At 54.4% G+C, this 19,599-nt stretch carries 19 protein-coding genes; 15 read left to right on the top strand and 4 right to left on the bottom strand.

Annotated features, from left to right (window positions below; genetic code table 11):
• Positions 1 to 229: 229 nt before the first annotated feature.
• From sufB to CPH80_RS18555, 7 genes are all read left to right on the top strand, one after another.
• The gene (gene sufB, locus CPH80_RS18585) at positions 230 to 1,678 is read left to right on the top strand and encodes a Fe-S cluster assembly protein SufB (RefSeq protein WP_096280180.1); all 1,449 of its coding nucleotides are present in this window, start codon (positions 230 to 232) and stop codon (positions 1,676 to 1,678) included.
• A gap of 70 nt (positions 1,679 to 1,748) precedes the next feature.
• Positions 1,749 to 2,522 (top strand): Fe-S cluster assembly ATPase SufC, encoded by a 774-nt coding sequence (gene sufC / locus CPH80_RS18580; RefSeq protein ID WP_096280178.1) that lies wholly within the window; start codon positions 1,749 to 1,751, stop codon positions 2,520 to 2,522.
• A gap of 12 nt (positions 2,523 to 2,534) precedes the next feature.
• On the top strand, positions 2,535 to 3,821 hold the full coding sequence (sufD, locus tag CPH80_RS18575) for a Fe-S cluster assembly protein SufD (RefSeq protein WP_096280176.1): 1,287 nt from the start codon (positions 2,535 to 2,537) through the stop codon (positions 3,819 to 3,821).
• A gap of 5 nt (positions 3,822 to 3,826) precedes the next feature.
• Positions 3,827 to 5,080, top strand: coding sequence for an aminotransferase class V-fold PLP-dependent enzyme (locus CPH80_RS18570; RefSeq protein WP_096280174.1), 1,254 nt, complete (start codon positions 3,827 to 3,829; stop codon positions 5,078 to 5,080).
• 13 nt (positions 5,081 to 5,093) lie between these two features.
• Complete coding sequence (locus CPH80_RS18565; protein WP_096280172.1) at positions 5,094 to 5,447, top strand: HesB/IscA family protein; 354 nt, start codon at positions 5,094 to 5,096, stop codon at positions 5,445 to 5,447.
• Positions 5,448 to 5,607: 160 nt separating this feature from the next.
• Entirely contained in the window at positions 5,608 to 6,150 is a 543-nt protein-coding gene (gene sufT, locus CPH80_RS18560; RefSeq protein WP_096280170.1) for a putative Fe-S cluster assembly protein SufT, read from the top strand.
• Positions 6,151 to 6,612, top strand: coding sequence for a SufE family protein (locus CPH80_RS18555; protein ID WP_096280168.1), 462 nt, complete (start codon positions 6,151 to 6,153; stop codon positions 6,610 to 6,612).
• 17 nt (positions 6,613 to 6,629) lie between these two features.
• Here the strand turns inward: CPH80_RS18555 and CPH80_RS18550 are convergent, their stop codons facing one another.
• Positions 6,630 to 7,775, bottom strand: a complete 1,146-nt coding sequence (locus CPH80_RS18550; RefSeq protein WP_096280166.1) for a flagella assembly protein FlgT middle domain-containing protein — start codon at positions 7,773 to 7,775, stop codon at positions 6,630 to 6,632.
• Between the two features lie 374 nt (positions 7,776 to 8,149).
• Between CPH80_RS18550 and traF the strand changes: the two genes are divergently transcribed.
• The 4 genes from traF to trmL all read left to right on the top strand — a co-directional run bounded on the left by traF (position 8,150) and on the right by trmL (position 12,470).
• Complete coding sequence (traF, locus tag CPH80_RS18540) at positions 8,150 to 9,448, top strand: conjugal transfer protein TraF (RefSeq protein WP_096280162.1); 1,299 nt, start codon at positions 8,150 to 8,152, stop codon at positions 9,446 to 9,448.
• A 118-nt stretch (positions 9,449 to 9,566) separates the two neighbouring features.
• Positions 9,567 to 10,679 carry a multifunctional CCA tRNA nucleotidyl transferase/2'3'-cyclic phosphodiesterase/2'nucleotidase/phosphatase gene (locus CPH80_RS18535; protein ID WP_096280160.1) on the top strand — a complete coding sequence of 371 codons (1,113 nt, stop codon included), beginning with the start codon at positions 9,567 to 9,569 and terminating at the stop codon, positions 10,677 to 10,679.
• Between the two features lie 129 nt (positions 10,680 to 10,808).
• Positions 10,809 to 11,987, top strand: a complete 1,179-nt coding sequence (locus tag CPH80_RS18530) for an acetyl-CoA C-acetyltransferase (RefSeq protein WP_096280158.1) — start codon at positions 10,809 to 10,811, stop codon at positions 11,985 to 11,987.
• Between the two features lie 6 nt (positions 11,988 to 11,993).
• On the top strand, positions 11,994 to 12,470 hold the full coding sequence (gene trmL / locus CPH80_RS18525) for a tRNA (uridine(34)/cytosine(34)/5-carboxymethylaminomethyluridine(34)-2'-O)-methyltransferase TrmL (protein ID WP_096280156.1): 477 nt from the start codon (positions 11,994 to 11,996) through the stop codon (positions 12,468 to 12,470).
• Between the two features lie 56 nt (positions 12,471 to 12,526).
• Here trmL and secB read toward each other — a convergent pair whose 3' ends face one another.
• Complete coding sequence (gene secB, locus CPH80_RS18520; protein WP_096280154.1) at positions 12,527 to 13,030, bottom strand: protein-export chaperone SecB; 504 nt, start codon at positions 13,028 to 13,030, stop codon at positions 12,527 to 12,529.
• A gap of 156 nt (positions 13,031 to 13,186) precedes the next feature.
• Entirely contained in the window at positions 13,187 to 13,603 is a 417-nt protein-coding gene (locus tag CPH80_RS18515; protein WP_096280152.1) for a rhodanese-like domain-containing protein, read from the bottom strand.
• A gap of 159 nt (positions 13,604 to 13,762) precedes the next feature.
• Here CPH80_RS18515 and gpmI point away from each other — a divergent pair, with 159 nt between their 5' ends.
• The 4 genes from gpmI to CPH80_RS18495 all read left to right on the top strand — a co-directional run bounded on the left by gpmI (position 13,763) and on the right by CPH80_RS18495 (position 18,821).
• Positions 13,763 to 15,310: a 2,3-bisphosphoglycerate-independent phosphoglycerate mutase gene (gene gpmI, locus CPH80_RS18510; RefSeq protein WP_096280150.1), complete on the top strand. Its 1,548-nt coding sequence runs from the start codon at positions 13,763 to 13,765 to the stop codon at positions 15,308 to 15,310.
• A 62-nt stretch (positions 15,311 to 15,372) separates the two neighbouring features.
• A complete protein-coding gene (locus CPH80_RS18505) occupies positions 15,373 to 16,470 on the top strand; it encodes a murein hydrolase activator EnvC family protein (protein WP_413772274.1) in 1,098 nt (365 codons plus the stop codon).
• A gap of 108 nt (positions 16,471 to 16,578) precedes the next feature.
• On the top strand, positions 16,579 to 17,976 hold the full coding sequence (locus tag CPH80_RS18500) for a S41 family peptidase (protein ID WP_096280148.1): 1,398 nt from the start codon (positions 16,579 to 16,581) through the stop codon (positions 17,974 to 17,976).
• 86 nt (positions 17,977 to 18,062) lie between these two features.
• On the top strand, positions 18,063 to 18,821 hold the full coding sequence (locus CPH80_RS18495; protein ID WP_096281783.1) for a divergent polysaccharide deacetylase family protein: 759 nt from the start codon (positions 18,063 to 18,065) through the stop codon (positions 18,819 to 18,821).
• Here CPH80_RS18495 and hisF read toward each other — a convergent pair.
• Positions 18,818 to 19,591, bottom strand: a complete 774-nt coding sequence (gene hisF / locus CPH80_RS18490; RefSeq protein ID WP_096280146.1) for an imidazole glycerol phosphate synthase subunit HisF — start codon at positions 19,589 to 19,591, stop codon at positions 18,818 to 18,820. The two genes, CPH80_RS18495 and hisF, sit on opposite strands and share 4 nt — an antisense overlap.
• Between the last annotated feature and the right edge of the window lie 8 nt (positions 19,592 to 19,599).

Raw genomic sequence — 19,599 nt, 5'->3', positions numbered from 1 at the left:
TAAGCTCCGTATAAACTCTTATCTTTGCCGCTCCGCGCCCGCCAGGCTTAGCCTCTGGCGGGTGTATTACGCTATAATTGGTTTTCCCCCAATTTAATACCTGACTAATTTAGTCTGGTATTGTACAATTCCGAATCAGAAGCATTAGATTAGCCCCCGCAACCCACCTAAGTTGCCGGCAAACCAACGGGCCTCAGAGCCCGCGATGAGAGCATACGGAGCGACGATCATGGCGACCACCGAACAAGAGGTGAACGAACTGATCAAACGGGAATACGAGCACGGTTTCGTAACAGAAATCGAAGTTGATACGTTCGAACCCGGTTTGAATGAAGACGTTATCGCCCGCCTTTCTGAAATTAAGAAAGAGCCGGAATTCATGCTGGAATGGCGCCTGAAAGCCTATCGTAACTGGCTAGAGATGAAAGAGCCCGATTGGGCACACTTGGGCTACACAAAAGTCGACTACGACTCGATTTCCTACTATTCCGCGCCCAAGCGTAAAGAAGACATGCCCCAGAGCCTCGATGACGTAGATCCCGAGCTGCTGAAAACCTATGAGAGGCTGGGCATCCCCTTGCACGAGCATGCACAGCTCGCTGGCGTGGCAGTGGACGCAGTATTTGACTCCGTCTCGGTAGCCACCACCTTCAAGGAGCCGCTGGCGAAAGCAGGCGTTATTTTCTGCTCAATCTCAGAAGCGGTGCGCGACTACCCGGAGTTGGTTCAGAAATACCTCGGATCCGTTGTGCCCCACACAGATAACTTCTTTGCTGGGCTTAACGCCGCAGTCTTCTCCGACGGCACCTTCGTTTACGTTCCCAAAGGCGTTCGCTGCCCCATGGAACTGTCCACGTATTTCCGCATCAACGCGGCAAACACCGGCCAGTTCGAGCGCACGCTGATCATTGCCGACGAAGGCAGCTATGTTAGCTACCTGGAAGGCTGCACCGCCCCCATGCGCGACGAAAACCAGCTGCACGCAGCGGTCGTCGAGCTGGTTGCACTGGACGACGCCCAGATCAAGTACTCCACAGTACAGAACTGGTACCCGGGCGATGAAAATGGCAAAGGCGGCATCTTCAACTTCGTCACCAAGCGCGCAGCCTGCATCGGCAAGAACTCTAAAGTTTCCTGGACTCAGGTGGAGACGGGTTCTGCGATTACTTGGAAATACCCGAGCTGCATTCTGCGTGGCGAGAACAGTGTCGGTGAGTTCTACTCAGTAGCACTTACCCACAACTACCAGCAGGCTGACACCGGCACCAAGATGATTCATCTGGGCAAAAACACCTCCAGCACCATCATCGCCAAGGGTATTTCAGCCGGTAAAAGTTCAAACGTCTATCGTGGTCTGGTCAAATTCGGCCCGCGTGCAGAAGGTGCGCGTAATTTCACCCAGTGTGACTCGCTATTAATCGGCGACCGCTGCGGTGCGCACACCTTCCCGTACATTGAGAGCCTGAATAAAACCGCGATTGTTGAACACGAGGCGACCACGTCAAAGGTCAGTGACGAGCAAATGTTCCTTTGCCGTCAACGTGGCATCAATCCGGAGCAGGCCGTTTCCATGATCGTGAACGGTTTCTGTAAAGAAGTTTTCAAGGAACTTCCCATGGAGTTTGCGGTTGAAGCCGGCAAGCTTCTGGAAGTCAGCCTAGAGGGTTCTGTCGGCTAATACGGCACGAACCCAAAGTATCGCGCAAGCAACCAGAATTCAGACGGATAAAATAGAGAGAAGCCAACAAATGCTGAGCATCAAAGACCTGCACGCATCCGTTGAGGGAAAAGAGATCCTCAAGGGCATCAACCTGGAGATCAAGGCTGGGGAAGTACATGCCATTATGGGCCCGAACGGCTCGGGTAAAAGTACGCTCGCCCAGGTGCTCGCAGGTAACGACGCATTTGAAGTTACCTCAGGTGACGTCACGTTGAACGGTGAAAACCTGCTTGAAAAAGAAACCGAAGCGCGGGCGCGCGACGGTGTATTTCTGGCATTTCAGTACCCGGTAGAGATTCCGGGCGTTAGTAACCTGCAGTTCATGCGTACCGCGGTGAACTCCATGCGCCATCATAGAGGCGAGCCGGAAATGAACGCGGCTGAGTTTATGAAGCTGGCCCGTGAAGTATCAAAGCAGGTGGATCTGGACCCTGCGTTCCTCAAGCGCGGCGTAAACGAAGGTTTCTCCGGCGGCGAGAAAAAGCGCAATGAAATCATGCAGGCATTGATGCTGCAACCGAAGCTGGCCATTCTGGACGAAACCGACTCCGGGCTGGACATCGACGCTTTGAAGGTAGTTGCAGATGGCGTTAACGCCCTGCGTGCCGAAGACCGTGGCATCCTGATGATAACTCACTACCAGCGCCTGCTCGATCACATTGTGCCGGATTACGTGCACGTTCTGGCCGGTGGTCAGATTGTGAAATCCGGCGGCCCCGAGCTGGCCCTGGAGCTGGAAGAGCGCGGTTATGGCTGGCTTGGCATTAATGATGAAGCAACTGCAGCCAGCTCAGCCAACTAAGGAGATCGCGGAATGAAACCAGCACCCACTCTTTCCACCGCGTTTCTGCACCCGGCTGGCCAGGCGCTACCAGAACCACTGCTCGCTCTGCGCAAGCAGCGCGGTGCCGCCCTGGTAGATATGCCACTGCCAACGCGTAAAACGGAAAACTGGAAGTATTCCAGCAAGTACCTGAAACTGACCGACGAGATGGCCATCTCACTGCCCACTGCCGGCAAAACCGGCAGCGCATTGGCGGTTCCCGGCTACAAGGTGGTTTTTAACAACGGCGTTATGATGCCGGAAGCCAGCGAGTATCCGGATCTGAACAACATTCTTATCCAGCGCTTCGGCGATCTATCCGACGCAGAAGCCAGCGACCTGGCCGAGCGCCTGGACAGCACCCTAAACAGCAAAGCCGTGCAACTGGCTGGCCTGAACTCGGCCCGCTTTGAAGATGGCCTGGTAATTCGGCTGAAGCCGGATGCGGTTCTTGATCAACCATTGTTTGTCATCCATGAGGTGACAGCAGATGCCAGTGGCTCTGCCTTCCCACGGATTTTTGTGGACGCCGGCCGCAACAGCCAGATGACTCTGGTTGAGGAATATATTTCCAGCGGCCAAGAAGCGGTTATGGTGAACTCCGTAACCGAATTCACTCTTGCTGAAGGCGCGAATGTTACCAACGTCCGTTTAAGCATGGGCGGTGAAAACGTTCAACACATAGGTGCCACGGGCGTACTGCAGCAGCGCAGCTCCCGCTTTGAGAGCCACTGCGTGGGCTTTGGCGGCCCCCTTCGCCGCCACGATCTACAAGTACGACTAGAAGGCGAAGGCGCTGAGTGCAAGCTTAACGGCGTAGTTGTTACCCAAGGCACGCAGCATTACGACAACCACACCATCATCGAACATGTGGCGGCCCACTGCGACAGCGAAGAAACCTATCGCAACATTGCCGCGGACAAGTCACACGCGGTGTTCAACGGCCGGATTCATATTCACCAGGACGCCCAAAAGTCCAACGCGAATATGAACAACAAGAACCTGCTGCTCTCTACCGGTGCGGAAATCGACACCAAGCCCGAGCTTGAAATCTACGCAGATGACGTCAAGTGCGCCCACGGCGCAACCATCGGTCAGCTCGACGAAGAATCGCTGTTCTACTTGGTCTCACGGGGCATTGGTCGCCGAGAAGCCAACGTACTGCTGACCATGGCATTCATCAACGAGCTGGTAGTACAGATTCCGGTGGAAGCCGTAAGAGATACGGTGCAAACGCGCCTGAACCAGTTCTTTGACCAAGCATTCGAGGAGGCCTGACCGGTATGAACGACCTGTCCATGGCAATTACAGCTACTCAGAAGGCGTTTGATGTACAAGCCATTCGCCGGGATTTCCCCATCCTGTCTCAGCAGGTAAATGGAAAACCGCTGGTGTATCTGGATAACGGCGCGTCGGCCCAAAAGCCGTCCGTTGTTCTGGATGCCATGGATCGCTATTACCGGGAAATACACTCCAACGTACACCGGGGCGCCCACACCCTAGGCGACCGGGCAACAGCAGCGTTTGAAGGCGCACGGGAAACCGTTCGCAGCTTTCTGAACGCCGGCAGCACCCAGGAAATCATCTGGACCAAGGGCACCACTGAGGCTATCAACCTGGTAGCAAATGGTCTGGCGCCACGCCTAAAAGTCGGTGACGAAATTCTGGTGAGCCACATGGAGCACCACGCCAACATCGTGCCCTGGCAGATGATCGCCGAGCGTACAGGCGCTAAGGTGGTGCCGATTCAGGTCACCCCAGAAGGCGAGCTAGACATGGAATCGTTCAACAGCCTGCTGAGTGATCGCACCCGCGTTCTTGCTGTCACCCACGTCTCCAACGTACTGGGCACTATCAACCCGGTTGCAGACATGATGAGCCAGGCAAAAGCTCGCGGCATCACCACCCTACTTGATGGCGCCCAGGCAGTACCGCACTTTCAACCAGATGTGCAGGCGCTGGATTGCGACTTTTACGTGTTCTCGTCCCACAAGCTATTCGGCCCAACCGGCATTGGCGTACTTTACGGCAAAGCCGCGTTGCTGGAAGACATGCCTCCGTACCAAGGCGGCGGCGAGATGATTGAGCGGGTCTCTTTTGAGGGCACAACGTGGAACACCCTGCCCTATAAATTTGAGGCAGGCACACCGGCTATCGCCGAAGCGATAGGCCTTGGTGCCGCTATCGACTACCTGAACCGCCTCGACAGAACGGCTATAGAAGCGGCAGAAAACGCCTTGCTGGAGCGCGCCAACCAACTGGTTGAAACCGTCCCTGGCATGAGCATTATTGGTACCGCAAAGCACAAAGTGCCTGTGATGTCCTTTAAAATCGATGGCTTGCACCCCAGTGACATAGGGACTTTACTGGATCAGCAAGGGATCGCTATTCGCACCGGCCATCACTGCGCAATGCCACTGATGGATTTCTACGGAGTTCCCGGTACAGCCCGGGCCTCCTTTGCGTTCTACAATACACTGGATGAGGTGGATCAATTGTTTACCGCCTTACAGAAAGTCCAGCGCCTATTTGCCTGATGGAGGATACCCCATGACAGCCGAAGTCTTCACACCGATCCTCGGCGTCACCATGACGCCAAACGCCGTCAAGCACGTGCGCAAGCAACTCGACAAAGCATCGGATGCCAAAGGCATTCGGTTAGCAATTAGAAAAAGCGGATGCTCCGGCTTCAAATACGAAACCCAATGGGTTGATGAAGCCCTAGCAGACGACAGAGTGTTTCACATTGATGGCGTTGACGTGTTTGTGAAAGAGGAACACCTATCCATGGTGAACGGCATAGAGATCGACTTCGTTACCGAAGGCGTCAACTCCATGTTCCTGTTCCGCAATCCCAACGCTACCGCCGAGTGCGGGTGCGGCGAGAGCTTTACCGTAACCTAATTCCGCCCCCCTCTCCCCGGCCCTCTCCCGCGAGGGGAGAGGGCGTAAACAAACTCAAGCCCTCGTAGTCTAGAGGCAGACTCCACTCAGGGGTTGGCATCTTTAGCCCCTCTCCCCTCGCGGGAGAGGGGGAAAGGCACCAATTGAGGTTTAATTAGGCATGCAAGAACGTGAAGTCGTCCTGACCAAACGCGAGGTGGAAGCCCGCCTTGTTCCAACCGGAACAGAGATCATGATTCCGGTAGATAGCTTTGTAACCATCACACAGTCACTGGGTGGCACGTTTACCGTTGCGGTTAATGGCAACCTTTGTCGCATCGAAGGTCACAACGCCGACGCCCTGGGCAAGAAGCCACTTGAAAGCAGCTTCGAGACGCCCGCCGACGGAACCATCAACGAAAACCAGGTATGGGAAGCCGTACGCAACTGCTACGACCCGGAGATTCCGGTTAACGTGGTAGATCTGGGTTTGATTTACGAGTGCCGAATCGAAAACGGCACCCCAGAAGGCAATCACATCTTTATTCTGATGACCCTCACCGCCGCCGGTTGTGGCATGGGCCCCGTCATTGCAGATGACGTGAAGACCAAAGTAGAGCACCTACCCAACGTGGACAAGGTAACCGTAGAGCTAACGTTTGATCCGCCCTGGAACAACGACATGCTCACCGACGAAGCCAAGCTAGAATTGGGAATGTTGTAAATGCCAGCTACTGAACAAGACTTTCTGGACAACCCGCTAGGAACAAACCCATCTTTAGAAGACGTACTAGACGGCTTCGAATTTTTGGACGACTGGGAAGATCGGTACGCGTTTATTATTGATCTTGGCAAGCAGTTACCGGCTTTTCCAGACGATGCTCGGATTGAAGAGAACTACGTTCACGGCTGCCAAAGCCAGGTGTGGGTGATTTCTCACTTCGATGAAGCCAGCGGCAAGCTCTACTTACTGATAGATTCCGACGCCATTATCGTGCGCGGTCTTGCGGCGATGATCACCATTGCACTGAATGGCAGAACCCCAAGAGATTTGCTGGCAACAGATATCGATGAGTTGTTTGAACGGCTGGATCTGTTCCGCCACATCTCCCCTACCCGCGGCAACGGTTTGCGCTCCATGGTGGGGAAGATACGGGATATTGCGGCGGCTGAAATAGAAGCCTGAGACTCCTTTACGCGTTGTTAGTAGATAACGGCGTAGTCGCCTTTCTGGATATTGATATGGGAGCCGAGTTTCGGCATCCAAGCCCTTGCAGAATCCAGTGACAGGCTGTGAATGTGCAACTCTACATCCGTATCCCAAAGCTGCGCCGGCTCATCGGGCCGCGCCAACACGCTCTCAGCCCGCACAAGGTGCATTATTGCACCAGGCAACAGCCCAGATGGCGTTCCTACATCCAGCAGTAGATCTTTCCCGATAACCTCGGTTATCGGAACAAGCATCGGTTGGCAATCAAGCTGGGCAATCACATCTGACGTCATATCTCCCAACACCTTTTCCACAGCCTGCCCGTATGCAGTCTCAAAAAACCGGGAAGATCCAAAACTTATCTGATTATTGCGGGAAACGTCCCAGCGGCCAGATCCGGAATATCGCTTTTCCATAACAACTTGCCCGGTATAGCCATCGTGCACAATCATATCCAGCTCAAAATTTCGGTTAGTATCAGCGCTGAATAATGCTCGCTTAACCTTTGATCCGTAATCTGTACTCCAAGCGCTGGGATCGTTTACACCAACGTCACGGATAACCCCAGACATCACAAACTGAGCCCCCATCTCGCGACTAACCGCAGAGTATTTACCGAGTTTGTTACTAGACCCAACCATCATTGTCGGGGCCTTGGTAAGACTCGCGAACATCTGCAACTGTGGCGCAGAGAAAGCCTGCACTTGTTCTGATTGCTCAAACCGCTGATAGAGCGACGTGGAAACAGCTTTGCCCACCTCCCTCAAACCACCGAAAACCGATTGCCCAGGGTGTTCAAGAGGAAAACCGGCGATGGCCAGCTTTTTCCGATACCTAGGCGCATCTGCACTTGGGCAAAGTGAGTTGGGCTCAAAAACCTCGGTTTCCTGCTCTTGGCGGATAATTTTTGCATAGGCATCAAGCTTATTCTGAGTGCGCCCTACCTCCTTGGTTATTACCAAATTAACCGGCTCGCGCTTCACTTCCTTCGGCTCTTCTGCTTTCTCAACCTCAGCGCGTTCAACAGTCGGCTTCTGCCCCTGGGCTGAAGCCTGCCCTGCAAGCAGAGCGATACATAAGCTCGAAACGAGAGCCAAGCCTCGGCGCACCGAGAAAGCAGCAGACCCGCTTTTCAACATGAGCAATTCTCCACCTACAAAAAATCAGACAAGATTCTGAAAACTTATCGTAAAACGAAATAACATGGAAATTTCATGCCAGCTTTGGCAATTCGCCCATCAACGCTCGCCAGCGCCCTGGCTTGTGCACCAGCGCATCTATAACAGTACCAAGCAAGCGGCAACACTCTGCCGGTTTGCTGGCATCGGTTTCCCGAACGATGCAGCACGCAAAATCTGCATTCCTGACCCTCAGTGTCCCGATACCGAAAACATGCCCGTTTACATTTCAAAAACAAACCGTTACCGCATATGTCATGTTCAAGTACGAATATTGCTCTAACCTTCCACCTACTTAATAATTCCGCAACACACACTTTTGCGTAGGTATCCGAATGCATCAATATCGCTTGTCGAGACTGTTCATTGCCGTGGGCTTATCCGTTGCCGCCACGTCCGCGCTTGCCAGCCCCCAGGCGTTTATGTCTTCGCGCTCATTTGCCATGGGTGGGACTGGTGTGGCCGTTGCTCATCCTTCGTCTGCCACTTCTGCAAACCCGGCCATGATGGCTGCTAATCACCATTCGTGGTCGGACGATTTTGGCCTTGCGCTGCCTTCTATTAACGCACGGGTTGCGGATGAGGAGGAGGCGATTGATCAGGTTGATGATATTCAGGATGTTATCGATGGACTGGAATCCGGGGTTTCAAACTTCGATCCGATCACGGATAGCCCCCAGAGCATTCAGAATGATGCAGCTACTCTGCGCGACCGCTTAAAAGCATTTGATGACGATACGATGCGGGCCAACATCGGGTTAGGCCTCAGTTTTGCGGTACCAGGTAAATCGCTTGCCGTTGGTGCATTCAGCAACGCCAACCTTACAGTCACAGTTCGCGGCGATGTGTCAGATGCTGACACGAAAGCTCTGGATGATATCTCCACTGCAACTTCAGCCGCGGACGTAGAGACAGAAGTTAACAAGATAAAAAATGGTGACGGCAGCCTAGCGCTTACCTCAAAAGGGAAAATTTTGGCCTCAGCTGTTATTGAGGCAGGCATCAGTTTTGCTCACGCGCTAGAACTAAATAACGGCGACACCCTTCAGCTGGGATTTTCTCCAAAATACGTCCAACTACAAACCTTTCAGTACACGGAAAGTATTTCCGGCTTCGAGGACGACGAGTTCGATGGCGATGAATATCAAACCGAAAAGAGCGGCTTCAACCTGGACATAGGTGCCGCTTACGCCTTTGGCGACGAGAAGCAGTGGAATGCCGGCATCGCGGTTAAAAACCTCATCCCGATGGAGCTGGACTCAGCTCAGAGCAAAATAGGGGAAGAAAAACGCACCCTCAAGCTCAACCCCATGGCAACGGTCGGCATTGCACACAAGAGTTCGTACCACGTTGTTACCGCCGAACTTGATCTCACCAAAAAAGAAGCCTTCGGTTTTGAAGACGATACCCAGTGGCTTGCCGTAGGCGCTGAGTTTGATGCCTGGCGCTATGCCCAGATTCGTGTGGGTGCTCGTTACAACCTGGCCAGCAACGATGACAACGATGGCATTGCAGAAGAAACTCAGTTTACCGCGGGCTTTGGCCTGAACCTGTTTGGCGCACGCTTTGATCTCGGCGCTTTGATCAGTGATGCCGATATGGGCGTAGCCTTGGAGTTAGGCGCGGCGTTCTGATTTATCTATAGGTATCGTTTATAGGGTCAGGCGAACGCTTCAGAGTAACGAAGTTTGCCTGACCCGCCCGGGAAACGGATAATTCCCGGACACTTCTTAGAAAGGAACCCTACCCTTCATGCAAACCTATCTGGTTGGCGGCGCCGTTCGCGATAAATTACTGGGCCTGAGAGTCGAAGACCGAGACTGGGTGGTGGTTGGCGCAACCCCGGAACAAATGCTTGCCAAGGGCTTTACCCAGGTAGGGTCAGACTTCCCCGTATTCCTGCACCCGAAAACCCACGAGGAATACGCCCTCGCCCGCACCGAACGCAAACAGGGGCATGGCTATCACGGCTTCAGCGTTTACAGCGCCCCAGATGTCACCCTTGAAGAAGACCTACTTCGCCGCGATCTCACCATAAACGCCATGGCGCGCTCGGAACAAGGTGAGCTAACCGACCCTTTTAATGGCCAAAAAGACCTTGAAGCGCGAGAGCTGAGGCACGTGTCGGATGCTTTCAAAGAAGACCCCCTGCGCATTCTAAGAACGGCCCGCTTCGCTGCCCGATTTCAACCTTTAGGTTTTAGTGTTTGCGCAGAAACCATGACCTTGATGCGCTCTATGGTAGCCGAGGATGAAGTGGAACATCTTGTTCCCGAGCGGGTGTGGCAGGAGATTCAGCGGGCGATCCATGAATTGTCCCCTTGTACGTTTTTTCAGGTGCTACAGGACTGCGAGGCTCTCGCGGTGCTGATTCCCGAACTCACTCCCGATGCACATTTCAATGCCGCCACGGATGCACTGCAACGTGTTCACGCCCTCGAAGGCTCAACGGCAGAACGCTTTGCCGCACTGCTCTGCTCCCTCGATGAGCCTGCCTGCATCGCAAGAGCCAAAGCTCTGAAAGCACCCAATGATTGCCAGCAACTTGCACGGTTGGCTGCGGCTTCTATTCCTGTAATCAGACGGCTGAACCCCATGCAACCGAATGCAGACATACTGCTTGAGTTGCTGGAAAAGGCCGATATATGGCGGCGGCCAGAGCGCTTCTCTCAGCTGGTCAATGTGCTTGAGTGCACTCTCACAAGCGGTGATCAGGCAAAGTTGGAGCCGCTCAAGATGGCCGCAGATGCCGCCTCTGGCGTTGACCCTCAGGCACTGATCAAACAAGGCTTTTCAGGTAAAGAGCTGGGCGGCGCAATCCGAGCAGAACGTTTGGCGCGTATCGCTCAAGCAGTCTGCCGTTAACGTAGAATTTATCCTGTGCTTTTGCCGGTTCGGCCTTTGGGGCTACAATGCTCGCAGCTTTTTATTCTGTGAGGGCTCAGCCTAGCTTTGCTGCCCGAAACAGCACAATCATTTAATCGGAGAGTTTCCATGCGTGATGTCGTTATTGTTGCTGCCAAACGTACTGCTATTGGCGCGTTTGGCGGAGGCCTTTCTAGCCTTCGTGCGGATCAGCTTGGCTCCGCCGTTATCAAAGCCCTACTGGAAGAGACCGGAATTGCCGGCGATCAAATTAGCGAAGTGGTGCTCGGCCAGGTTCTAACCGCAGGCTCTGGCCAAAACCCAGCGCGCCAATCCTCTATCAATGCCGGCATCCCGGCTTCTGTGCCAGCTATGACCATCAACAAAGTGTGTGGCTCTGGCCTCAAGGCGGTTCACATGGCGGTTCAGGCGATTCGCTGTGGCGATGCCGAAATGATTATTGCCGGTGGCCAGGAAAACATGAGCCAAGCACCCCACGTTCTGCCCAACAGCCGCAATGGCCAGCGTATGGGCAACTGGACAATGATCGACACCATGGTTACCGACGGTCTATGGGATGCCTTCAACGATTACCACATGGGCGTGACCGCCGAGAATATTGCCGAGAAGTACGGCATCAACCGTGAAGAACAGGATGAATTTGCAGCGGCATCCCAGCAAAAAGCCGTTGCCGCCCGTGAGGCTGGGCGCTTCGATGGCGAAATAGTGCCGGTGTCTATCCCCCAGCGTAAGGGTGAGCCGGTAGTTGTCAGCAAAGACGAAGGACCCCGTGATGGCGTAACGGCTGAAGGCCTCGGCAAGCTGCGCCCTGCTTTCAAGAAAGACGGCACAGTAACCGCAGGTAACGCTTCATCTCTTAACGATGGTGCAGCAGCCGTTATGGTGTGCAGCGCTGAGAAAGCCAAAGAGTTGGGCCTGACCCCGCTGGCCACTATCAAGGCTCACGCCAATGCCGGCGTCGACCCCAGCATTATGGGCACCGGCCCGATTCCCGCCAGCCAGCGCTGTCTGAAACTGGCTGGCTGGAGTGTTGAAGACTTGGATCTGATTGAAGCCAACGAGGCATTTGCCGCTCAGGCTATCTCCGTAAACCGCGATTTGGGTTGGAACACTAACAAGGTCAACGTGAACGGCGGCGCGATTGCCCTGGGCCACCCCATTGGTGCTTCAGGCTGCCGTATTCTGGTGTCGCTGCTGCATGAAATGGTTCGCCGTGATGCCCACAAGGGCCTCGCAACCCTGTGCATCGGTGGCGGCATGGGCGTTGCCCTGGCCGTGGAGCGCTAGAGCGCGATGCTGAATGTCGTGCTGTACGAGCCGGAGATACCGCCCAACACGGGCAATATCATCCGGCTGTGCGCCAACACCGGCTGCAGGCTGCATTTGATTGAGCCTCTGGGGTTCACCTTAGAAGACAAACAGATGCGGCGGGCCGGGCTGGATTACAGCGAATACGCCACGGTAAAAGTGCATAAAAGCTATCAAGCGTTTCTTGAAAGCGAGCAACCCAAGCGGCTATTTGGCTTAACCACCAAGGGCCACCGCTACTACCACCAGGTTGCCTATCAGGATAATGACTACCTGATGTTTGGCCCGGAAACCCGCGGTTTGCCTTTGGAAGTACGCGAGGGACTATCTGCTGAGCACTGTTTGAAGGTTCCCATGTGTCCGCAGAGCCGCAGCCTAAACCTATCCAACACCACCGCCCTGGTGGTTTACGAAGCCTGGCGGCAGCTTGGGTTTACGGGTTCAATAAACGGCAAGGTATAAACAAAACAGCCCGGCAAAATGCCGGGCTGTTTTAGTATAAGGCCAGAGCAAAACGGTCAGTGTGTCTGCTCGCCCTTGGGCGCTTCTTCCTGACCTTCTTCTTGCTTACGCTGCAGTGCCTGAGCGTAGATAGCATCGAAGTTAACCGGTGCCAGCATCAGCGCTGGGAAGCTGCCTTTGTTGACCACGCCGTCGATTGCTTCGCGGGCATAAGGGAACAAAATGGTCGGGCAGTAAGCGCCCAGCATCTGGCCCAGTTGCGGCCCTTCAATGCCGGCCACAAGGAACACGCCCGCCTGTTGAATCTCAACAATATAAGCGACCTTCTCGTCGATTTTCGCGGTAACAGTCAGGGAAAGAACAACCTCATACTGGTTGTCACTAACCTTGGTGTGCGCGGTGTTCAAGTCCAGATTTACCTGCGGCTTCCATTGCTCTTGGAATACCACTGGCGAGTTCGGTGACTCAAAAGATAGATCCTTCACGTAAATGCGCTGAAGGGCAAACTGGGCTTGGTTTTCTTTGTCACCGCCTGCAGCGGCTTGCTGATTCTCAGCCATGTTCAGTCCTTTCCCTTTTGTAGAGTGGGCTCGGGGCCCATTGTTATGGTTACATCTGCCGAAACAGTCTACTGCCTGACGGCGCTTGATAATGTGAAACAGTGCTATGTGAAACAGTGCGGCAGATCGGCGTATAGATCAAGTTATGCTGCCGCCCTACTTCTTCACCAGCGGCAGGTTACTGGCTTTCCAGTCGCCCACGCCGCCGTTAAGGCGCACTACGTTGGCGTAACCTTCAGCGTTGAGCTGCTTAACCGCCATGGCGGAATGCTGGCCCATTTTATCCGCGACGATAATCTGCTTATCTTTGTGCTTGCTCAGTTCGCCAACACGGCTTTTCAGGCTATTCAGCGGGATATTGATAGAGCCAGTAATGCGGCCCTCACCAAACTCTTTGCGATCCCGGATATCAACCACTATGGCTTCATTCCGGTTAAGCAGGCTAACTGCGCCTTGGGCAGAAATTTTAGCGCCACCGCGCCGAGACTCCAACACCAGGATAGCGGCCAGAAAGGCCACAAATAGCGAGGCGAGAATGTAGTGGCTAACGACAAATTCAAACAACCGATCCATGAGGTGACCCTAAAAATAAGTTTGGGCGGATTATACACAGCCTGCTCGCAAGACAGAAGGTGACCATACAGGTGACGGCTGTGGCCTCAAAGTGCAAAAATGGATAAGCTTCATAATGTCTTCTGTAAACTTACCGAAACTCTACTTCCGGACTGAATGATGACAGCATTGCGCAAGCCGACAGCATTGATAATTCTAGACGGCTGGGGCCATCGTGATCCCGCCGAAGATAACGCCATCAGCAACGCCAATACGCCGTTCTGGGACAAGCTCTGGGAATCCAGGCCTAGCACCCTTATTAATACCTCCGGCATGTTTGTGGGCCTACCCCAAGGCCAGATGGGCAACTCGGAAGTCGGCCACATGAACTTGGGCGCAGGCCGCGTGGTTTATCAGAGCCTTACGCGCATTGATAAAGATCTGGAAGAAGGTACCTTTAACGAAAACAAAGCCCTGTGCTCCGCGATCGACAAGGCTGTAAGCAATGGCGGTGCCGTTCATCTTATGGGCCTGCTTTCGCCCGGCGGCGTTCACTGCCATGAAGATCACATGCTCGCGGCCGCTGAGCTTGCCGCTTCACGCGGCGCGAAAGAAGTGTACGTTCACGCGTTTCTTGATGGCCGCGACATGCCGCCTCGCAGTGCCCGCCCCTCCCTTGAGAAGGCCGCCGCGAAACTCAAAAGCCTTGGCGTAGGCCGCGTGGCGTCCATTGTTGGGCGTTACTTTGCCATGGACAGAGATAACCGCTGGGACAGGGTTGAATCTGCCTATAACCTGATGACTCTGGGCGAATCAGAATTCACCGCAACCGATCCGCTTTCGGCCCTGGAGCACGCATACGAGCGCGGCGAAAACGATGAATTTGTAAAGCCAACTCGCATTCAGAATGCAGGTGAGACTGCGGGCACCATTAATGATGGCGACGCGGTGCTGTTCATGAACTTCCGTGCTGATCGCGCCCGGGAAATGACGCGTGCATTTGTTGGCGAGGATTTTGAGGGCTTCGAGCGCCAGAAACACCCAAAGCTTGCCGACTTTGTCATGCTCACCGAGTATGCGGCGGATATCAAAACCTCCTGCGCTTACCCGCCTAACAAGCTGGTTAATGGCTTAGGCGAGTACATGTCCGGGCTTGGCAAAACCCAGCTGCGCATTTCCGAAACCGAGAAATACGCCCACGTGACTTTCTTTTTTAATGGCGGGCAGGAAACGCCTTTTGCGGGCGAAGACAGGATTCTGGTACCCTCGCCCAAGGTGGCAACTTACGATTTACAACCTGAAATGAGCGCCCCGGAAGTCACGGACAAGCTGGTAGAAGCCATCAAGAGCGGCAAATACGACTTGATAGTGTGTAACTATGCCAACGGCGACATGGTCGGCCATACCGGAAAACTGGATGCAGCTATTAAGGCCGCCGAGTGCATTGATCACTGCGTACAGCGAGTGGTCGAAGCGCTGGACGAGGTGGGTGGTGAAGCACTGATTACCGCCGACCACGGCAACTGCGAACAGATGATGGACCCCAATTCCGGCCAGGTTCACACGGCGCATACTACAGGACCCGTTCCGCTCGTTTACACAGGCAAACGTAAGGTAAACCTGCAAAACGACGGCAGCCTGAGTGATGTGGCTCCTACCCTGCTCGCATTGATGGGGCTGGAACAGCCGAAGGAAATGACTGGGCACAGCCTGGTTAAAATCGGTTGACCCAAAAACAGGCCCTACCATTGCGACTAACTGCAGTACTGACGCTGGTACTCACGCTTACACTGGGTGCGGTGCCGGCAGCGTTCGGGAAAGAGGTGACACCAGCCCAGATTGAAGCTCTCAAGGAACGTATTGAGGACATTGATGACTGGCTGGCTGATGCCGAGAAAGATCGTTCCTCGCTGGAACGAGAGCTTGCTGCGGCCGAACGTACGATCAGCCGGCTGACTCGCGAACGCCGGTCTCTGCGAGAGCAGGTAAAACAACAACAACAGCGCCTTGCCGAACTCCAGAGTGAGGAACGGGAACTGGCACGAACCCTGGAGCGCCAGCGGGAGAGCCTGAAAAAGCAGATCCGTACGGCATGGATGGAGGGCGACGCGCCCGCTGTAAAAGTATTGCTCAATGAAATCAATCCGGACAATATTGCCCGGACCATGACCTATTACGAATACCTCAGCCGAGACACCGTCGGGCGCCTGGAAAGCTTCCAAAAGAATCTTGAGGAACTCAAACTTACGCAGGCCGCCGTTCAGAACACCCGAGCCGAACTTGCGACAACTGAAGAAGGCGTTATCAAACGCCAGCAAGAACTAAAGACTTCTCGCCAGAAGCGCCAAAAAACTCTGGCGGCACTTAATCAGGACATCCGTACCCGGCGCGGCGAAAAAGATGAGTTGGAATCTGACCGCAAGCGGCTAGAAAAACTGCTTTCCGAAGTTCAACAAGCCATTGCCAACATTCCCTCACCCAACGAGTCCCAGCCTTTCCAGTCGCTGCGAAACAAGCTGCCATGGCCGGCACAAGGTAAGGTGACCAGCCGGTTTGGCGATAAATACGCAGAGGGCAAATTGCGCAGAAATGGCCTGATTATTCAGACCGGTGAGGAAGCCGACGTAAAAGCCATTCACTACGGCCGGGTTGTTTTTGCCAACTGGCTTCGGGGCTTTGGCTTGATAACAATTATTGATCACGGTGATGGCTACATGACACTCTATGGCCACAGCAGTAGCCTGTTCACTAGCCCCGGCGACTGGGTTGCAGCCGGGGAAGCCATTGCACAAGCAGGCCGCACCGGCGGAACAGACGCTCCGGCGCTTTATTTTGAGGTTCGCCATAATGGCAAACCAGACAACCCGGGGCGCTGGCTGGCTAACTGAACACCGGCAGCGGGGCTGACAAATGCGCTCGCGGGCGCCATACTGTCGGGAATAGGAATTTCTGCTCAACTCTCAGATTAACTATCGGAATAACCACGGGATATGTGAATGAATCGGGTCCGAAGTACACTCAAAGCCTCAGCTTTGCGCTCAGCCATCCTCGCCGCCTGTTTTATTACCATTCCCGGGCTGGCCTTCGCCCAGGATAACTCTTCAGGCGACACACAGTTGCTGGAAGGCATTCAGAACGGCGAGCGCGTTGAAATCAGCCTGCCGGATCCGGAAACGCAACTTCCCCTAGACGATCTGCGAAAATTCACCGAGGTTTTTAGCCGCATAAAGGCAGCCTACGTAGAAGAAGTAGACGACCGCCAACTGCTGGAAAGCGCCATCAAGGGCATGCTCTCCGATCTCGACCCGCACTCAACCTACCTAGCCCCGAAAGACTATGAAGAGCTCGAAGAAAGCACTTCCGGCGAGTTTGGCGGCCTGGGCATTGAAGTCAGCATGGAGAATGGCTTTATAAAGGTTATCGCACCAATTGACGACACGCCTGCCCAGCAGGCCGGCGTCCAGTCAGGTGACTTGATCATCAAGCTCGATGAAAAGCCGGTAAAAGGCATGGGCCTGGAAGAAGCTGTTCAGCTTATGCGTGGCAAACCCGGCACCATACTTACGCTGACCATTATGCGCGAAGGTGAGAGCGGCCCGGTAGAGATTGATGTCAAGCGCGACGTTATCAAAGTAACCAGTGTAAAGAGCCGCATGATTGAAAACGGCTACGGCTACGTGCGCCTGACCCAGTTCCAGGCAGAAACCGGCGGGCAGTTTACGAACGCCCTCAACAAGCTCAAAAAGGATCACGGCAGTGATCTGGACGGGCTGGTAATCGACCTGCGCAATAACCCGGGCGGTGTACTGCAAGCGGCTGTTGCAACCGCTGATGCACTGCTAGACGAAGGGCTGATTGTATACACAGAGGGCCGAATCCAAAGCTCACGCCTTCGTTTCAGTGCTAAAGACGGCGATGTTATGGCGGGCACACCCATTGTTGTGCTGATCAACGGCGGCTCTGCTTCCGCATCGGAAATTCTTGCAGGTGCGCTGCAGGATCATAAACGGGCCGTGATCATGGGCACCCAATCCTTTGGTAAGGGCAGCGTTCAGACAGTTATTCCACTGGATGAAACCCACGCCATCAAAATGACAACGGCGCGCTATTACACCCCAGACGGACGCTCGATACAGGGCACCGGCATCAAACCGGACATTGAAGTAAAACCTGCAGAGCTGAAAGAACTGGATAGCCGCCCATTCTTTACCGAGGCGGATCTGAGCGGCCACTTGGTTGGTCAGGATGAAGAAGCCAAAGATAGCGAAAAGAAAACCAAGCCTGAGGATCAAGCTAGCTCCATGGTCGACCGCGACTACCAACTGCGCTCGGCACTTAATTTGCTGAAAGGGCTACACATTCTCAACCGCAAGGGAGCGGACACAGAACAGTGAAGGCGTTCTCGACTCTGACCCTGTATAGCGTGACCATAGCCAAACTGGCTCTGGCGGTTCTGACAAGCTTGGCCGCCGGCGCCGTAATGGCAGGGCCGGCCACCAGTGATGTCCCGCCAACCATTGCCATCATCATTGATGACATGGGCCACAACCTGCACGAAGGCGAGCGCTTGGCCAACTTGGATCAGCCACTGACCCTGGCGTTCCTGCCCTATCGGCCGCACACAGACGCTCTTGCCCGGCTGGCACACAGCCGCAGTAAAGAGATTATGCTGCACGCCCCCATGGCCAACACCCGGAATTTTAGCCTAGGGCAAGGCGGGTTAACGTCGGATATGGATGAGCAAAGCCTAACAACCACGTTGCGCCGCGCCCTGCAGTCGATCCCCTATGTGCAGGGGGTGAACAACCACATGGGCAGCCTGCTAACCCAGAAGCTAAAGCCTATGGATTGGGTGATGAAAGAGCTTTACCGCTACCCGGTTTACTTTGTCGACAGCCGAACGATTGCCTCATCTGTCGCAGGCAATGTCGCTGAGGCCTATCAGATCCCCACGATGACACGGGACGTATTTCTGGATCATGAGCAAACGGAAGAGTTTGTGGATCGGCAATTCAAGGAGCTTATTCGGCGGGCAAAGGAAAACGGCAGTGCGGTTGGCATAGGCCACCCACATGCAGTGACCGTAGATTATCTCGAAAAGCATCTTCCGTTACTGGACGAGCAAGGCATCGCCATTGCCACAGTGAGCGGCATCTGGGCTATACGCAACAACAATCAAAGGATGTTTGCAGAAGGGGAAAAGCAGACCATTCGGCCTGCTTTCGCTAAAAAGCACTAATCCCGAACTTCAATTCCTTGGGCCTTCATGAACGCCTTGGCCTCGGGAATTGTATGCTCACCAAAGTGGAAAATAGACGCCGCCAGCACAGCATCGGCCCCACCTAAGGTCACACCATCCGCAAGATGCTGCAGTTCGCCCACGCCGCCTGAGGCAATCAACGGGACCGATACCGCATCGCTGACTGCACGGGTTAGGCCAAGATCAAAACCGATTTTTGTGCCATCCCTGTCCATGCTTGTAAGCAGCAGCTCGCCAGCGCCCATGTCTACCATCTTACGGGCCCATTCCACGGCATCAAGCCCAGTTGGCTCGCGCCCACCATGGGTATAGATTTCCCAGCGCGGCGCCTCACCTTCGGCACTGACCTGCTTGGCATCAATCGCAACAACAATGCACTGGCTGCCAAAGCGATCTGCGGCTTCCCGAACCAGCTCCGGATTGAATACCGCGGCCGTGTTGATCGCGACTTTGTCTGCGCCAGCATTCAGCAGTTTGCGGATATCTTCCACCGCACGAACACCACCGCCGACGGTCAACGGAATGAAGACTTCCGCAGCCATGCGCTCAACCGTTTCATAGGTTGTATCACGGCTTTCACTGCTTGCTGTGATGTCCAAAAAGGTGATTTCATCGGCGCCCTGTTCGTTATAGCGGCGGGCTACTTCCACAGGGTCTCCAGCATCCCGAATATCCACAAAGTTGACGCCTTTTACAACACGCCCCTTGTCTACATCTAGGCAGGGGATAATGCGTTTTGCCAGTGCCATACCGTTTA

It is taken from the genome of Marinobacter sp. LV10R510-11A (assembly GCF_900215155.1).
Taxonomy (GTDB): domain Bacteria; phylum Pseudomonadota; class Gammaproteobacteria; order Pseudomonadales; family Oleiphilaceae; genus Marinobacter.
This window is presented reverse-complemented; position numbering and strand designations above follow the sequence as displayed.

Coding starts and splice junctions, on each gene's coding strand:
- CPH80_RS18530 (WP_096280158.1), top strand. CDS start 10,809: ATGCGTGATGTCGTTATTGTTGCTGCCAAACGTACTGCTATTGGCGCG.
- CPH80_RS18550 (WP_096280166.1), bottom strand. CDS start 7,775: ATGTTGAAAAGCGGGTCTGCTGCTTTCTCGGTGCGCCGAGGCTTGGCT.
- CPH80_RS18570 (WP_096280174.1), top strand. CDS start 3,827: ATGAACGACCTGTCCATGGCAATTACAGCTACTCAGAAGGCGTTTGAT.
- CPH80_RS18515 (WP_096280152.1), bottom strand. CDS start 13,603: ATGGATCGGTTGTTTGAATTTGTCGTTAGCCACTACATTCTCGCCTCG.
- sufC (WP_096280178.1), top strand. CDS start 1,749: ATGCTGAGCATCAAAGACCTGCACGCATCCGTTGAGGGAAAAGAGATC.
- sufD (WP_096280176.1), top strand. CDS start 2,535: ATGAAACCAGCACCCACTCTTTCCACCGCGTTTCTGCACCCGGCTGGC.
- gpmI (WP_096280150.1), top strand. CDS start 13,763: ATGACAGCATTGCGCAAGCCGACAGCATTGATAATTCTAGACGGCTGG.
- CPH80_RS18555 (WP_096280168.1), top strand. CDS start 6,151: ATGCCAGCTACTGAACAAGACTTTCTGGACAACCCGCTAGGAACAAAC.
- CPH80_RS18535 (WP_096280160.1), top strand. CDS start 9,567: ATGCAAACCTATCTGGTTGGCGGCGCCGTTCGCGATAAATTACTGGGC.
- sufB (WP_096280180.1), top strand. CDS start 230: ATGGCGACCACCGAACAAGAGGTGAACGAACTGATCAAACGGGAATAC.
- CPH80_RS18495 (WP_096281783.1), top strand. CDS start 18,063: ATGGCAGGGCCGGCCACCAGTGATGTCCCGCCAACCATTGCCATCATC.
- CPH80_RS18500 (WP_096280148.1), top strand. CDS start 16,579: ATGAATCGGGTCCGAAGTACACTCAAAGCCTCAGCTTTGCGCTCAGCC.
- secB (WP_096280154.1), bottom strand. CDS start 13,030: ATGGCTGAGAATCAGCAAGCCGCTGCAGGCGGTGACAAAGAAAACCAA.
- hisF (WP_096280146.1), bottom strand. CDS start 19,591: ATGGCACTGGCAAAACGCATTATCCCCTGCCTAGATGTAGACAAGGGG.
- trmL (WP_096280156.1), top strand. CDS start 11,994: ATGCTGAATGTCGTGCTGTACGAGCCGGAGATACCGCCCAACACGGGC.
- CPH80_RS18565 (WP_096280172.1), top strand. CDS start 5,094: ATGACAGCCGAAGTCTTCACACCGATCCTCGGCGTCACCATGACGCCA.
- traF (WP_096280162.1), top strand. CDS start 8,150: ATGCATCAATATCGCTTGTCGAGACTGTTCATTGCCGTGGGCTTATCC.
- sufT (WP_096280170.1), top strand. CDS start 5,608: ATGCAAGAACGTGAAGTCGTCCTGACCAAACGCGAGGTGGAAGCCCGC.